Annotated in this window: 13 protein-coding genes and 1 pseudogene; 3 read left to right on the forward strand and 11 right to left on the reverse strand. The window is 57.8% G+C overall.

Going from position 1 to position 14845, the window contains the following annotated elements:
• Nucleotides 1-451 precede the first annotated feature (451 nt).
• Nucleotides 452-724, forward strand: a pseudogene (locus GUY40_RS22155) (cytochrome c-550 PedF); the annotation flags it as partial.
• Between the two features lie 67 nt (nt 725-791).
• On the opposite strand, the gene GUY40_RS22160 reads toward GUY40_RS22155, so the two are convergent.
• The 10 genes from GUY40_RS22160 to GUY40_RS22205 form a co-directional block, all read right to left on the reverse strand.
• Nucleotides 792-1634: an alpha/beta fold hydrolase gene (locus GUY40_RS22160; RefSeq protein ID WP_166571055.1), complete on the reverse strand. Its 843-nt coding sequence runs from the start codon at nt 1632-1634 to the stop codon at nt 792-794.
• 96 nt (nt 1635-1730) lie between these two features.
• Complete coding sequence (gene actP / locus GUY40_RS22165; protein ID WP_166571056.1) at nt 1731-3395, reverse strand: cation/acetate symporter ActP; 1665 nt, start codon at nt 3393-3395, stop codon at nt 1731-1733.
• Entirely contained in the window at nt 3392-3703 is a 312-nt protein-coding gene (locus tag GUY40_RS22170; RefSeq protein ID WP_166571057.1) for a DUF485 domain-containing protein, read from the reverse strand. The genes actP and GUY40_RS22170 overlap by 4 nt, the downstream gene beginning before the upstream one ends.
• 460 nt (nt 3704-4163) lie before the next feature.
• Entirely contained in the window at nt 4164-4400 is a 237-nt protein-coding gene (locus GUY40_RS28435; RefSeq protein ID WP_371924946.1) for a helix-turn-helix domain-containing protein, read from the reverse strand.
• A gap of 26 nt (nt 4401-4426) precedes the next feature.
• Entirely contained in the window at nt 4427-5611 is a 1185-nt protein-coding gene (locus GUY40_RS22180) for an acetyl-CoA C-acyltransferase family protein (protein ID WP_166571058.1), read from the reverse strand.
• A 15-nt stretch (nt 5612-5626) separates the two neighbouring features.
• Nucleotides 5627-6778: an acyl-CoA dehydrogenase family protein gene (locus tag GUY40_RS22185; RefSeq protein WP_166571059.1), complete on the reverse strand. Its 1152-nt coding sequence runs from the start codon at nt 6776-6778 to the stop codon at nt 5627-5629.
• Between the two features lie 23 nt (nt 6779-6801).
• A complete protein-coding gene (locus tag GUY40_RS22190; protein ID WP_166571060.1) occupies nt 6802-7896 on the reverse strand; it encodes an enoyl-CoA hydratase/isomerase family protein in 1095 nt (364 codons plus the stop codon).
• Between the two features lie 2 nt (nt 7897-7898).
• Nucleotides 7899-8789 (reverse strand): 3-hydroxyisobutyrate dehydrogenase, encoded by an 891-nt coding sequence (gene mmsB / locus GUY40_RS22195; protein ID WP_166571061.1) that lies wholly within the window; start codon nt 8787-8789, stop codon nt 7899-7901.
• A 27-nt stretch (nt 8790-8816) separates the two neighbouring features.
• A complete protein-coding gene (locus tag GUY40_RS22200) occupies nt 8817-9590 on the reverse strand; it encodes an enoyl-CoA hydratase (RefSeq protein WP_166571062.1) in 774 nt (257 codons plus the stop codon).
• 51 nt (nt 9591-9641) lie between these two features.
• Nucleotides 9642-11150 (reverse strand): CoA-acylating methylmalonate-semialdehyde dehydrogenase, encoded by a 1509-nt coding sequence (locus tag GUY40_RS22205; protein WP_166571063.1) that lies wholly within the window; start codon nt 11148-11150, stop codon nt 9642-9644.
• 326 nt (nt 11151-11476) lie between these two features.
• Between GUY40_RS22205 and GUY40_RS22210 the strand changes: the two genes are divergently transcribed.
• On the forward strand, nt 11477-12487 hold the full coding sequence (locus GUY40_RS22210) for an AraC family transcriptional regulator (protein ID WP_371924945.1): 1011 nt from the start codon (nt 11477-11479) through the stop codon (nt 12485-12487).
• 110 nt (nt 12488-12597) lie between these two features.
• Nucleotides 12598-13347 (forward strand): DUF6537 domain-containing protein, encoded by a 750-nt coding sequence (locus GUY40_RS22215; RefSeq protein ID WP_178117925.1) that lies wholly within the window; start codon nt 12598-12600, stop codon nt 13345-13347.
• Nucleotides 13348-13745: 398 nt separating this feature from the next.
• Here the strand turns inward: GUY40_RS22215 and GUY40_RS22220 are convergent, their stop codons facing one another.
• Complete coding sequence (locus tag GUY40_RS22220) at nt 13746-14762, reverse strand: GlxA family transcriptional regulator (RefSeq protein WP_166571065.1); 1017 nt, start codon at nt 14760-14762, stop codon at nt 13746-13748.
• Between the last annotated feature and the right edge of the window lie 83 nt (nt 14763-14845).

A 14845-nucleotide genomic window follows, 5' to 3' on the forward strand; every position in this document is an offset into this window, starting at 1 on the left:
GCAATGTCTTCCCAGGTAACGTTGCGAGTGGCCGGTGCGGTGCCGGTCGCGGCGTTGGCGCCAGCCGACAGCGCCAGCCCGCTCACCAGCAGGAACGCCTGTACGGCAAGTCCCAGGGGGGAGGGGGTGGGTAACGATCTTATTGTCATGATTGCAGTTCCCAGTGGAGGTTTTGGCCTGCACAGGGTGTGACGCGACGCTGCCGCTTGATACGGAAAAAATCCCGCCCTTTGCGGGAATACTTCCCGGTGGGCACCTGATTTGGATCGTCGCCACAAGCTCTACTACCAAGGGAGTAACCGCCGGCCACCAAAGCAGCATAGGGGCGTCCGCAGGGGCTTCTTAAGATGGCGACGTAGCCTCTGTAGTGAGGTCTTGCGTGCAATCTCGAGGTAGAACAATGACAACAAAACGCAACGTCGTACTCACCATGGGGCTGTTGGCCAGTTAGATCGGCTGCGGTTCGCCATGGGCCCACGGCAACGTGGTTCCGCAGGCCGTGGCAACCCAGGGCCTGACCCCGATCAAGGAAACCGGCGTGACCGTCGACGGCGATGGCTGGGCCGCCGTGAACCCTTATCGCACATCGCCCGAGCACGACAAGGCGGTGGAAATCGGCGCCTCGGCCTATAAACAGAACTGCGCGGCCTACCATGGGCTGGAAGCCAAGTCCGGCGGCATCGCCCCGGATCTGCGCATGCTCGATGCCGGCGAGGCCGGAGACCGAGGTGAGAGGCGCCCGGAGGTAGTCATGCATGTCCCTGTTGGCGGCGCTTGGATAACGTGTCTGGTCAGCCAGTGGAGGCGCGGTTGGATACCTTCTCAAACCTGCCTTGACACGCCGAAACCAATCGGCTGATTGCATCAATAACCATTTCTGGCTTTTCCCTATGCGGTACGTGACCGCACTCGCTCAGCATCAGCGTTTCTGAACCTCTCTGGGCTAGACCGGCAAATCGCTGGGAGTGCAGCGCTGATCCGAACTCATCGTTCTCACCATGGATGACGAGCATGGGGCATTCAATCGCTGGCAGTCCCTTCTCAACACTCCAGGTTGCATAAGAGGGAGAAAGCCAGGTCTGGGTCCAGGCATTCAAAACCCAGCGGGCCTTGTCACCGTGGTATTTCTCTAACCGCTCCATCTGCCCCGGTTGCTGAAATTGCTCCTCGGCACTCCTCACGCCGCACTTCGTTCGTTCTTCAACAAATGCCTGGGCGGACTCAGTCACGAGCGCCACGCAATGCTCAGGGAACAACGCCGCGCAATTTGTCGCCATGGCGCCTCCAACGCTGTGACCGAACGCGATGAAGTGGGTGATGCCCAGGCCTGCGCGCAGGTGGGGAAAGTAGCGCTGGGCTTCTTCGCGGATGAAATGGTTAGACCAGTCGCCGGGATGAGGGTCTGATTTACCAAAGCCCAAGCGGTCGTAAGCGATTACGCTCCTCTTGGTTGCCTTCGCCAGTCGAGAAGGAAAATCCCGCCATAGCTCCACGCATCCAAGCGAGTCGTGGAACAAAATAACGGGGGGCGCGTCATTTGCTATCTCGCGACGATCAGGGTGCCAGCAGCGTGCGAACATCTGCCCATAAGGTGTGTCGATCCAGTGGTCATCCTGAGTCATGCAGTCCTGCATTGCCGATCCTCAACTCAAATTGTTGTGACTTTGTCCGTCAACAGGTTGAAAAATGGGGTGTGGCGAAAATAGCTGCCACACCCCATCGTAAACCTCTTAGTGCTGCGCCGCTTTATCCGCGCCCCAACCGGTCTCAGCCCTTACACATTGATGATCGAATGCCTCGCGTTCGAGGTTTGCGCGTTTGCTTCGATCAAGGCACGAGGCCGCCCAGGCCACCACGAATGCCAACGGCATCGAAAACAGTGCGGGGTAGTCGTAAGGGAAGAGTGCCTCGGGATGATGCAAGACTTTTACCCAGACTCCCGGAGAGAGCAAGACCAAGGCCAGGGAACTGATCAGCCCACTCAAACCACCCCAGATTGCGCCGCGACTGGTCAGGCCTTTCCAATACATGGCCAGCAGCAAGATTGGGAAGTTCGATGACGCGGCAATGCCGAACGCCAGTGCCACCAAAAACGCTACGTTCTGCCCTTTGAAGACAATCCCCAGTACAACCGCGACGATACCAAGACCGACTGTTGCCCATCGACTGACGCGCATTTCACTTTTGCTGTCTGGTTTACCTTTGCACAACACATTGGCATACAGGTCATGAGAGATGGCAGAGGCGCCGGCCAAAGCCAGGCCCGAGACCACGGCGAGGATGGTTGCGAAGGCCACGGCTGCCAGGAAGCCGAACATCAGATCACCACCCAAGGCCTGGGCCAGGTGCATGATCGCCATGTTGACGCCGCCCAATAATGGGCCGCCAACGACACCTTGTTCAAAGTACTGAGGGTCCTGTCCGACAATGCTGATTGCAGCGGTTCCCATGATGCAGACCAGTATGAAAAACAGTCCAATCAGACCATAGGCAACGAGTACTGATTTGCGGGCGGCCTTGGCGTCGGGCACGGTAAAGAAGCGCATCATGATGTGCGGCAGGCCGGCGATACCAAATACGAGCCCCAAGGACAACGAGATCATGGAAACGGGATCAGTGGCGATTTTGATAGGGCCCAGTATCTGTTTCCCGCTCTGGTGGCTGGAAATGGCACTGTCGAGCATTTTTTCCATGCTGAAGCCGAAGTGATTGAATGCCAACAGTGTCAGTAGCACACCCCCGCTGAGCAATAGAACCGCTTTGATGATCTGCACCCAGGTGGTGGCGACCATGCCCCCAAACGTCACGTAGACCACCATCAGTACACCGACGCAGACGACCGCAACCTCATAGTCGAGGCCGAACAACAAATTGATCAATTGGCCGGCTCCGACCATTTGTACGATGAGGTAAAAGCAGACAATCACAAATGAGCTGAAAGCCGAAAACAGGCGGGTTCCAACGGGGTCGAGGCGGTAGGCGATGATGTCTGCAAGGGTAAATCTGCCGAGATTGCGCAGCCGTTCAGCCATCAGAAACATGATAAGTGGCCAGCCCAGAATTGCGCTGACCGAATAGATCATCCCGTCAAAACCGGTTGCAAATACCATGCTGGACACACCCAGCAGGACGGCAGCCGACATATAGTCCCCGGCAATTGCGAAGCCATTCTGTACTCCGCTGATTCCACCTCCCGCGGTATAGAAATCGGACGCTGAGCGCGTTCGACCGGCAGCCCAGTACGTGATACCGATTGTGGTAACGACGAACGCCAGGAAAATGGCAATGGCCGTCACGTTCGGTTGGTGCGAGCTGGGCAGTACATTTTGGGCCACTGCTGCAAAACTGATAAAACAAAGCATTGGGGCGACTATCAGTCGGGAGAGAGATTTCATGCTTTTATCTCCGACAGCAGTGCGAGGGTCATTTGATCAAACGCATTGTTTGCGCGTAATACATAGAAGCCTGTCAGTAGCCAAGAGCCGATGATAAGAATCAGCGCGGACCATATGCCGAGGGTCAATCCGACAAGTTGCGGGGCATACGTCAATACTTCCGGGTGCCACGACACGGCGGCGACGAACAGCCCGTACAGACTCAATACAATGGCGCTAAGGCAGAAGGTCAAGCGGCTGCGGCGTTGGACCAGTGAGCGATATCGGGGGTTTTCGCGGATGGATTGATAGATCGGGTGCGAGGACATAGTTACGCTCCTTAATACCTTTTATCGTTATTGGCTGGAGTTTTTTGTTATAGCGCTACCCGGGAACAGGTGGCAGAAACAGCAAGGTGGCAACAATAGATGGACAGACAGCAGGGCGTTATAGGTCGTGCAGGCCTCCTTGATTTAATCGGTCGATTGCAATTGTCGCCAGTGGGTGAGGCGGGGTTATTGAAGTTTCAGAACTTTTTCTTCGATGTCTTCCTCATTTAGCCAGTGCGTCATCAATGTTGAAATCACTCGATCCGCCGATTCAGTTGCAAAATACGCCAGTCTTTCGAGGGGCGACTGGACACGCTGGTTATGGATCCAATCTTGTTGTTCAAGGCGTTTTGAGCGGTCTATCCAGAGCCTCAAGATAGAACTATGAGATCGCACAGGGCAGCGCTGAAACTATATGTGAGCCGGAGTTTTGAAGGACTGAAATGAAGCTTCTGAATATTCAAGTTTTTCGAGGGTTGCACCAGCGCGAGGGTGAAAGCCCGAATGCTTTCTTGAAATGCCGTGTCATATGACTTTGATCGAAAAATCCGGCTTCTATCGCTGCATCCGACAACGCTTGTCCTGCCAAGGCGAGCGTCTTTGACGCGGTCAATAATCTGGATTGTACGTTTGTGGTCGTTGGGCTGGGGTTCAGAAGCGGCTGCGCCCTTCGTTCAGTCAGAGAGGACCGGCAGATGCCGGTCGCACTCGGATGCGAACTGGCTAGACCCTTTCAAGAATGGCAGCAATCCCTTGCCCACCCCCAATGCACATTGTCACCAGTGCGTATCGTCCGCCGGTGCGGTGCAGCTCGTGGATCGCCTTGATCGTAATGATTGCCCCCGTCGCACCCACCGGATGTCCAAGCGAAATGCCCGACCCATTGGGGTTGACCTTGGCCGGATCGAACTCCAGTTGTTGCGCGACTGCACAGGCCTGTGCGGCAAAGGCCTCGTTCGACTCAATGACATCGATATCTTGAATACTCAATCCCGCACGCTTGAGTGCCAGCCGCGTGGCCGGCACAGGACCGATTCCCATGTAGTCAGGTTCAACGCCGGCATGTGCATAGGTCACCAGACGAGCGAGTGGCTGAAGGTTCTGCTGCTTGACAGCATTCGCCCCTGCCAGCACAAGGGCCGCCGCTCCGTCATTCAGGCTTGAAGCATTACCCGCAGTCACGCTGCCACCCTGTTGAAACACTGGCTGCATTCTGGTCAGTTTTTCAGCATCGATACCCGCGCGTACGTTTTCGTCGGTGTCAAACAGCACCGTCGTCCTTTTTGACGGCACTTGCAGGGGTACGATCTGTGACGTGAAGCGACCTTCGGTAATGGCGCGCGCGGCGCGCTGCTGGCTTACAAGTGCCAGCTCATCCTGCATTTCGCGGGTGATGTTGTAGCGTTCAGCGATATTTTCAGCCGTGACCCCCATATGGATTCTCTTCCAGGGGTCGTGAAGAATCCCGTTCATGTAATCCACGGCCTGACTGTCGCCCAGTCGACTGCCCCACCGCATGGCAGGCAGGATGTAAGGGCCCCGGCTCATGGATTCCGCACCGCCGGCTACAGCGACTTCGAAATCACCGAGCATCACGCCTTGCGCTGCAGAAATGACAGCTTGCAGGCCGGAACCGCACAGGCGGTTAACGTTGAAGGCCGGCACTTCCTTGGGAATGCCTGCGCCGATCGCGGCCATCCTGGACAGATAGGCATCTCGTGGCTCGGTGGGAATGACGTTGCCCATGACCACGTGTCCGACCTTTTGGCCATCCATATCGGCATGCGCAAGTGCACCTTTGACGGCAGCCGTTGCCAGATCCGCCAAGGGAGTATCTTTCAACGAGCCGCCGAAGCTGCCGATGGCCGTGCGTGCGGTACCGACAAAGAAAACATCTGCATGGGTCATTGGAGTGTCCAGTGTTCAGAGCGGGTAGTTGACCAGTTCACGCGCAATCAGCAGACGCTGAATTTCGCTCGAACCTTCGTAGATTTGGGTGATACGCGCATCTCGGTAGTAACGCTCCACCGGATAGTCTTCCAGGTAGCCGTAGCCCCCATGAATCTGCACGGCTTTTGAGCACACGCGCTCGGCCATTTCTGATGCAAACAACTTCGCCTGAGAGGCTTCAGACAGGCAGGGTAGGCCGGCGCTTTTCAAGCGTGCTGCATGCAGAATCAGCAGTCGGGTGGCATTGAGTTGCAGGTGCATATCGGCGAGCAGGTTGGCGATGCTCTGGTGCTCGGCAATCGGTTTGCCAAATTGAATTCGATCACGGGCGTAAACCAATGCCGCTTCGAAGGCCGCACGGGCGATACCCAGTGCCTGAGCGGCGATGCCGATGCGACCCCCTTCAAGGTTGGAGAGCGCAATCGACAGACCCTTGCCGCGAGAGCCCAGCAGGTTGGCTTCTGGAATTTGGCAATCGTTAAGGGTGACCGCGCAGGTGTCCGATGCGCGGATGCCCATCTTGTGTTCGCTGCGGTCGACTGAAAAACCCGGTGTGTCAGTGGGGACAAGGAAGGCGGACAAGCCTTTCTTTCCCAGTTCCGGATCGGTCACGGCAAATACAATCGCCAACTTGGCGCGTTTGCCATTGCTGACGAACTGCTTGGCGCCGTTGAGCACCCATTGACCATCACGCAGCTCGGCACGCGTGCGAAGGTTGTGCGCTTCGGAGCCCGCTTGTGGCTCTGTCAGGCAGAAACAACCGATCGCCTGGCCGCTGGCCAGGTCCGTCAACCAGGTATCCTTCTGTGCCTGGGTTCCGTAGTTGAGAAGCGGGCCACAGCCGACGGAGTTATGGATGCTCATCAGCGCACCCACAGCACCGTCACCGACAGATATCTCTTCCACTGCCAGGGCATAGGCAACATAGTCGACGTAGGTTCCGCCCCATTCCTCCGGAACCACCATGCCAAGCAGGCCCAGTTCTCCCATCTGTGCGACCAGGGCGTCGTCAATCCACCCGGCCTTTTCCATGGTTTCGGCTCTGGGCGCGATCTCGCCACGGGCAAAGTCACGGGCCATGTCGCGGATCATGCGTTGCTCTTCACTCAGTTCGAGGTCGTGCATCGGGCATCTCTTTTGTAATAGGGTTAAGCACAGGCGGTGCGCGAACGCGTGCTGGTGGCAGGCTCGAAGTCATTGAAAAACGCTTGCACGCGGGCGGGGTCAAGCTCAGCAAGGCTCGGAGGGTTCCAGGCGGGCTTCTTGTCTTTATCGATGATCAGCGCGCGAACGCCCTCCATCAGATCGCCCTTGTCGAACCATTGGTAACCCAAGTGCAATTCCTGAGCGAAGCAGTCGGTCAACGACAGGTGGCGACCACGGCGCAGCAGTTCCAGGGTGACGGCCATCGCTACAGGAGAACGGCTGTCCAGCACCTTGGCGGTTTCCTCGGCCCAGTCCTGGAACTGCGGACAGGATTCGGTCATTAACGCCGCGCGAATTGCAGGCAGGTCGGGCTGGGCGAAGTGCTCGTCGATTGCTGGGCGCATTGCCTTGAGTTCCGATCCTGGCAACTTGTTGACCCCCAACGTTGCCAGCAGTACCTGCAAGGCTTCCAGCGGTTGCTCGGTCCAACTCATGTTATTGAGACAATGATCCAGTTCGGCAATCTGCGAGCTGGTAATGCACCAGTCCGCCAACCCTGCATAGAGCGCATCGGCGGCGCGAATCTGCATGCCGCTGACACCCAGGTAGGTACCCAACTGCCCAGGCAGGCGCGGTAGAAAAAAGCTGCCGCCAACGTCAGGGAAAAATCCGATGCCCACCTCTGGCATACCCATGCGAGTGCGCTCAGTGACCACCCGCAGCGCCGCCCCTTGCACCAGCCCCATGCCGCCACCCAGCACCAGACCGTCCATCAAGGCCAGGATAGGTTTGGAGTAAGTGTGGATGTGTACGTCGAGTGCATATTCTTCTTCGAAGAAAATTTCATGCTCGCGTTTGCCCGACTTGTGGCTCTCATAAAGCATGCGAATGTCGCCACCCGCGCAGAACGCTTTATCGCCTTCGGCCCGCAGCACCACCGCGACAATGTCTGGGTCCTGTTCCCAGGTTTTAAGCTGTTGCTGGAGCAGGCAAACCATGTGCAAGGTCAGCGCATTGAGACCACCTGGGCGATTCAGTGTCAGGTGGCCGATGCGGTTGCGTACGGCAGCCAGAACGGGCGCTTCGACATCGCTCATGCTCAAGTCTCCTTGCGGTAGAGGTTGATGATTGCGGAGAAATCCAGGCTGCCGTTGCCTTGGGCGCTGAAGGTTTGGTACAGCTGCTGGGCAAAGGCGCCGAGCAGCACCGGTTGGCCGATTTGCCTGGCTGCTTCGCTGGCAAGTCCCAGGTCTTTGAGCATCAGGTCGGTACCAAATCCGCCGCTGTAGCCGCGGGAGGCAGGCGCATTTTCAAGCACGCCCGGGAAGGGGTTGTAGGTGTCCGAACTCCAGCAGCGGCCACTGGAGGTATTGATGATGCCGGCCAGTACGCTGGCTTCCATTCCCAGCGAAACGCCGAGAGCCATGGCTTCTGATACGCCGATCATCGAGATGCCGAGCAGCATGTTGTTGGCGACTTTGGCCACCTGGCCATTGCTTGAGTTGCCGCAGTGCACGATGTTCTTGCCCATGGCAGAGAGAATGGGCTGCGCGAGATCGAAATCGTTGACCGAACCGCCCACCATGAACGTCAAGGTGCCAGCTGTGGCACCGCCCGTTCCCCCGGAGACCGGGGCGTCGAGCATGGGGTTGCCGTGGTCGACGGCAGCCTTGGCCACTTCCCGAGCCGTGAGCGGGTCGATCGTGGAGCAGTCAATTAGAAAAACACCAGGCCGAACGTTGGCGAGAATGCCTGTGTCCCCCAGGTAAACGGATTTCACGTGGGCTGCCGCTGGCAGCATCGTGATGATCAGCTCTGAGTCGCCTTGAGCAAGGGCTGCTGGCGATTCAGCAGTGTGTGCGCCGGCTTCGCTCAGGCGTGCCAGGGACGCCGACGACAAATCGAATACGGTCAATGTGTGGCCGGCCTTGATCAGGTTCAGAGCCATCGGCCCGCCCATGTTGCCAAGTCCTACGAAACCTATTTTCACGATGAGTCCTCACTGCTGGGCTGGGGGTCAGATGTGCTTGAACTGTGCAGGGCGTTTTTCTACGAAGGCGGCCATGCCTTCTTTCTGGTCAGCAGTGGCGAAGACCGAATGGAAAACGCGGCGCTCGAAGCGCACGCCTTCACTCAAGCTGGATTCGAAGGCACGGTTGACGCTTTCCTTGACCAGCATGGTGGCGGGCAGGGATTTTTCAGCGATGGCGCTGGCGATCTTGAGGGTCTCTTCCAGCAAGCGGTCGACTGGCAGAATTCGCGCAACCAGGCCTGCGCGTTCGGCCTCCTCGGCACCCATCTGGCGACCGGTCATGCACATTTCCATCGCCTTGGCCTTGCCGACAGCGCGGGTCAGGCGTTGGGTGCCGCCGATGCCCGGCAGCACGCCCAGGGTGATTTCCGGCAGGCCAAAACGCACGTTATCGGCTGCATAGATGAAGTCGCACATCAGCGCCAGTTCGCACCCGCCACCCAGGGCATAGCCAGCCACGGCGGCGATGAGCGGTTTGCGGCGACCGGCAATGCGATCGGCGGCGCTGAAGAAATCGTCGAGAAACACCTGGGGGTAGGTGAAGTCGGCCATTTCCTTGATATCCGCACCGGCCGCGAAGGCCTTGGCGGAGCCGGTGATGACCATGCAGCCGATCGCGGGGTCTTGCTCCAGCTGATCGAGAGCCAGGTTCAGTTCTGCGATCACTTGGCTGTTGATGGCATTGAGGGACTTGGGGCGATTCAGGGTGATCAATCCCACACGTTCGTGGACTTCCAGCAGCAAAGTTTCAAATGGCATGACGCAAACTCCCGAGTCAGGCAGGCGCCCGAGGGACACCTGCCTGTTGGCTTATTTCAGAGTGATAGTGGTGTTGACGGCGGCGCTGACATCGTCTTCGTCGAACCAACGCTCGGTGATGGTTTTGGTTTGGGTGTAGAACTGCACCACCTGCTTGCCATAGGGCCCCAGGTCGCCGAGCTTGGAGGCACGCGAGCCGCTGAATGAGAACAGTGGCACCGGCACCGGAATCGGCACGTTGATACCTACCTGGCCGACGTCGATTTCTTCCTGGAAGTGGCGGGCTGCGGCGCCCGAGCGGGTAAAAAGGGCCGTCCCGTTACCGTTCGGGTTGGCGTTGATCAACTCGATGGCGTCATTCAGGGTCTCGGCGTGCAATACGCAAAGCACCGGACCGAAGATTTCCTCGCGGTAAATGGTCATGTCCGTGGTGACGCCGGAGAAGATCGTTGGGCCGACGAAATTGCCTTGGGCATATCCGGCCACCTCGGGGTTGCGGCCGTCCAGCTCCAGCGTTGCGCCTTGTTCAACACCGGTAGCGATCAGGCTGCTGATCCGATCCAGGGCAGAGCAGGATACGACCGGGCCGATGTCGGTGCCAGGTTCGACGCCAGCACTGATCCTCAAGCCTTTGGTTTTTTCGATCAGTTCCGGCAGCCAGCTCTGTGCTTCGCCTACCAGAATCACGACTGGCAGTGCCATGCAGCGCTGACCGGCAGCACCAAAGGCGGCGCCGAGCAAGTTGTTCAGCGTCTGCTGTTTGTTGGCATCGGGCAGCACAATGGCGTGGTTTTTTGCACCCATCATGCACTGCGCGCGCTTGCCGTTCAGGGTCGCGCGGTTGTAGACGTGGGTACCGACCTTGGTCGAGCCGACGAAGGACACCGCCTTGATATCCGGGTGATCGCAAATCAGGTTGACCGCATCGACGCCACCGTGGATCACGTTGAGCACGCCGGGCGGAACACCGGCTTCGATGGCCAGCTCTGCCAGGCGCATGGTGACCATTGGGTCCTGCTCGGAGGGTTTGAGGATGAAGGTGTTGCCGGTGGCGATGGCCATCGGGAACATCCACAGCGGAATCATTGCCGGGAAGTTGAACGGGGTGATGCCCGCGCAGACACCCAGCGGTTGCAGGAGGGTAAAGGTATCTACGCCACCGGCCACGTTATTGGCCAACTCACCGAGCTGCAGGTTGCCAATGCTGGCTGCATGCTCGACCACTTCCAGGCCGCGGAACACATCACCTTCGGCATCCGGCAAGGTTTTGCCCTGTTCGGCGGTCAGGATCGCCGCCAGTTCCTTCATGTTTTCGCGGATCAGTTGCTGGTACTTGAGGAAGACTCGAGCGCGGGCGCCGATTGGCGTTTTGCGCCACGTCTTGAATGCTTGCTTGGCGCTGGCCACGGCTGCGTTCATTTCGTCGGTGGTGGCGAAAGGCACGCGGGCCAACACTTCCTGAGTGGCTGGGTTGACCACATCACGCCATTGCGTGGTTTGGGATTCTACAAACTTGCCGTTGATCAGCAGCTTGACGGTAGGGACGCGATTATCAGCCATCGTTATATTCTTCCGGGGCCTTGAAGCCCATGTCGTAGGGAGGTTGTGGCGGGTTTCGCCAGTACCTGTGGATTGGCGAGACCCGCGTGCTTTTCTGCGTTCGAAGGCGCCGGGCAGGGAGGCTGCAGCTCTCGAATGACTTGCATTACCAGCCAGATTTTCAGGATGTTCTCAAAGCCGATCTGCGAAGAGAGTTGCTTTGAATGTTGATATGGGCCTAGCTTAGCCAGCGGGCCATCGAGCTTGAAATAACTCGATCCGCCGAATAATTTGCATATCACGCCAGTTCGGAAGTCGGCAGAGGAGCGAAGCAGGTGGATCATCCAGTGGACAACACGTTGCCCATGACCTTCGTTCAGGGTCTGTTGCAGGGCGCGCTGAACATCTGCAGCCCGGCGGATATTCAGACGTTCGTCAGCGCTGCAGGCATTGCAAATCACTTGCTGGAGGCGCCAGGAGCGCGGGTCACGTACGACCAGTTCGTGCGTTTGTATCAGCAGGTTGCGTTGGGTACGGATGACGAGGTGATGGGGCAATTCTCTCGGCGTATTCGCAGCGGCACGCTCAAATACCTGTGTTCAAGCCTGCTCGATGCCCGATCACTTTCCAACGCCATGTACCGATTCACCCGGTTCTGGAATTTGCTCCTCGATGACTATCGGCTCGACTACAAAGAGCAGTCAGGTCTGGTGGTGATCTCCCTTGAAGCGCGCGACAGCGCGGCTCATGCCCAGCGCTTTGGGCATGAGCTGATGATGAAGCTTGCCCACGGTGTAGCGTCCTGGTTGGCAGGCCAGGAAATTCCTCTGCACAGCGTGATGTTTTCTTTCGCAAGGCCTGTGTATGCCTCGGAGTACATGCACATGTTCCCAGCCCCTATCAGCTTTGATCAGCCGTGCACCGCACTGTGTTTTGACATCGAGTGGGGAGCGATGAAGTTTCGTCGCAGCAAGGCTGAATTGCTTCCCTTTCTGCAGGCAGCCCCACGTTATTGGTTGTTCACCACGTTGAAAGAACGGCTGGTAGCGCAGCAGGTTCGCCAGTATCTGTTGGCCAATCTCAAGCAGGACGACAGTATTCAGGACGCCGCCAATGCGCTGCTGTTGTCTACCCGCACGCTGACGCGTCGGCTCAAGGAGGAGGGGACCAGTTACCAGTTGGTCAAGGATGCCTTGCGACGAGATATTGCCGTGCAGCAGCTCATTCATACCGATCTTTCGATCACTCATATCGCCGCCGGGCTGGGTTTTGATTCAACGGCGGTGTTTCATCGTGCGTTTCGTGGTTGGACCGGAAGTACACCCGGAGCGTATCGGCGTCCGGGCGGCGCTTTTTAGTCAAATTGGGAAGCCGGCGTTATCGTAAAAATCATGATCATCTACAAACGTACAAGCCAGCGGTTTGAGCGTAGCGATAGAGTCGGCTCATTGATTGACATCGTGACGAGATGTCGACAGTACGAGAGGTAGGGCTTGCTGCGAAAGCAACCACACAGCGGGCGGGTGTCTCGCCTGCACCGGTCAAGAGCCTCGATGAGGTGATCGAGACGCGTCGCTCGTTCCTGGTGTCTTATCAGAGCACTGCTTACGCGAAACGTTACCTCGACTTGCTGGAGCGTGTGCGCTCGGCTGAGCAGAAGGTGCTGCCTGGGCGCAGCGAACTGACACAGGCGGTGGCCAAGTATTACTTCAAGTTGTTGGCGATCAAGGATGAATACGAAGTGGCTCGTCTGCATGTCGAGAGCGGCTTCCTTGATCGAGTGTCCCAACAGTTCGAAGGTGACTACAAGCTGGTTTTCAACCTGGCCCCACCGCTCTTTGCCCGTCGTGACGCGGACACCGGCTTGCCGAAGAAAACCGAGTTTGGTCCATGGATAGTCCCTGTGTTTCGCGTGCTCGCAAAATTACGGGTTTTGCGTGGAACGCCTCTGGACGTCTTTGGCTATACCGACGAGCGACGCCAGGAGCGCGCGCTTGTCCAGCGCTACGAAGCGGTGATTGCCGAGGTACTTTCGTTGCTGGAGGAGGGACGCGGCACGTCGAATTACGACGTGATGGTGGAGCTTGCTGCTTTGCCGGAACAGATTCGCGGTTATGGCCACGTCCGGGCCAAGTCCATGGAACTGGCGGCGCAACGTGAAGCTGTCCTGTTGGATGTCGTACGCGGGCGTGTGATTACGTTGAAGAAAGTCGCCTGAAAACGCGATGCACACATTGGTGGGAGCGGGCTTGCCCTAATGCCAGTCAGTTAAGGATTGAGCGACACCGTTCCGGTAGGAGCCGGGCTTGCCCGCGAATGAGGACACCGCGGTTTTACAGTGGTTGCGCGTCATCGTTCATCGCGGGCAAGCCCCAATGCCAGTCAGTTAAGGCGCAGAACATGTGGGAGCGGATTTATCCGCGAATGTAGGCGCCGCGCAATGCCTGATAAACCGCGGTGTTTTCATTCGCGGCGGTCCGGCGATCCGGTAAATCCGCTCCCACAGGGTTTGTGTCGTTCAATGCCTTAACTGACTGGCATTGGGGCAAGCCCGGCTCCTACGAGGTCCGCGCCTTAACTGACCGGCATTGGGGCTTGCCCGCTCCCACATGTTGCTCAGGATCCAACGATTGAAGCAAACCGACTACGGTTCGCTGCAGGCGTTGATCCAACCTGTTTGCGAAACAATCGGGTGAAGGAACTGGCGTTCTGATAACCGACTTGATTGGCGATCTCCTCGATACTCAGGTCACCGCTTTCGAGCAGCTTCATGGAAATTTCTATGCGCAGGTTCTGCAGGTAAGTCAGGGGAGTGGTGCCGAGCACGCTGTTGAAATGGCGGATCAGGGTACGCACGCTGACGGACAGTGCTGCGGCCAATTCCGGCAGGCTCACATCTTCGGCGAAGTGCTTGAGCAGCCAGTGCTGCGCCTTGGCGACCATTGTGTCGCTATGGACAGACTCCATCTGAAGGGGCAGGTAAGGCAGCTGGGTGGTCTGGCTGGTATCAATCAGCATGGTCTTGGCTGTCAGCGTGGCCGTATTCGCACCACAGAAATGTTCGACCATCCTCACCGCTTGCAATAAATACGAGGCCGAAGCGCCGGCGCACCACAGGCGATCCTCTTCGGTCACCATCGCTCTGAGCTGCAGGTTAACGCTAGGGTAACGCTCACGAAACAGCCGTTCGAGCCACCAGGTCGTGGTGGCCTGGCGGCCGCTCAGCAGGCCTGTTTCCGCGAGCAGAAAGGTGCCGGTGCAATTGGCGGCCACCACTGCGCCTTCTTGCCATTGCGCCTTGAGCCATTCGCGCTGCGGTTCGGCGGCCTCCAGCATGCGCTCGAACGCGTCATGGCCTGCGTAATACAGCCCTGGAACAAAGATGATATCGAGCTTCTCGTCAGGAAGTGGCGACGGTGAACCCAGCGACAGTCCGTTGCAGGCGGTTACCGTCTTGCCCTTGTGCGACACAAATTGCCAGGAGAACGGGCGTGCGATGGCCGTTCCACTCTTGTGTTGCTGACGGCTCAAGTGGGCATTGGTGACATGGAGTACGTCTGCGAATCCGGCAAGGCTGGAGGCGTAACAGCCGTCGATGGCAAGAATTGCAGCGCGGAGCGGGTTGGTTTTCATGTTGGCAAAATACGCATAAAAATAGTCAATAATGCCAATTTAGCACTGCCGTCCAGTTCCGTACAGTGACCTCATCAGTCACC

Source organism: Pseudomonas sp. R5(2019), assembly GCF_009905435.1.
Classification (GTDB): domain Bacteria; phylum Pseudomonadota; class Gammaproteobacteria; order Pseudomonadales; family Pseudomonadaceae; genus Aquipseudomonas.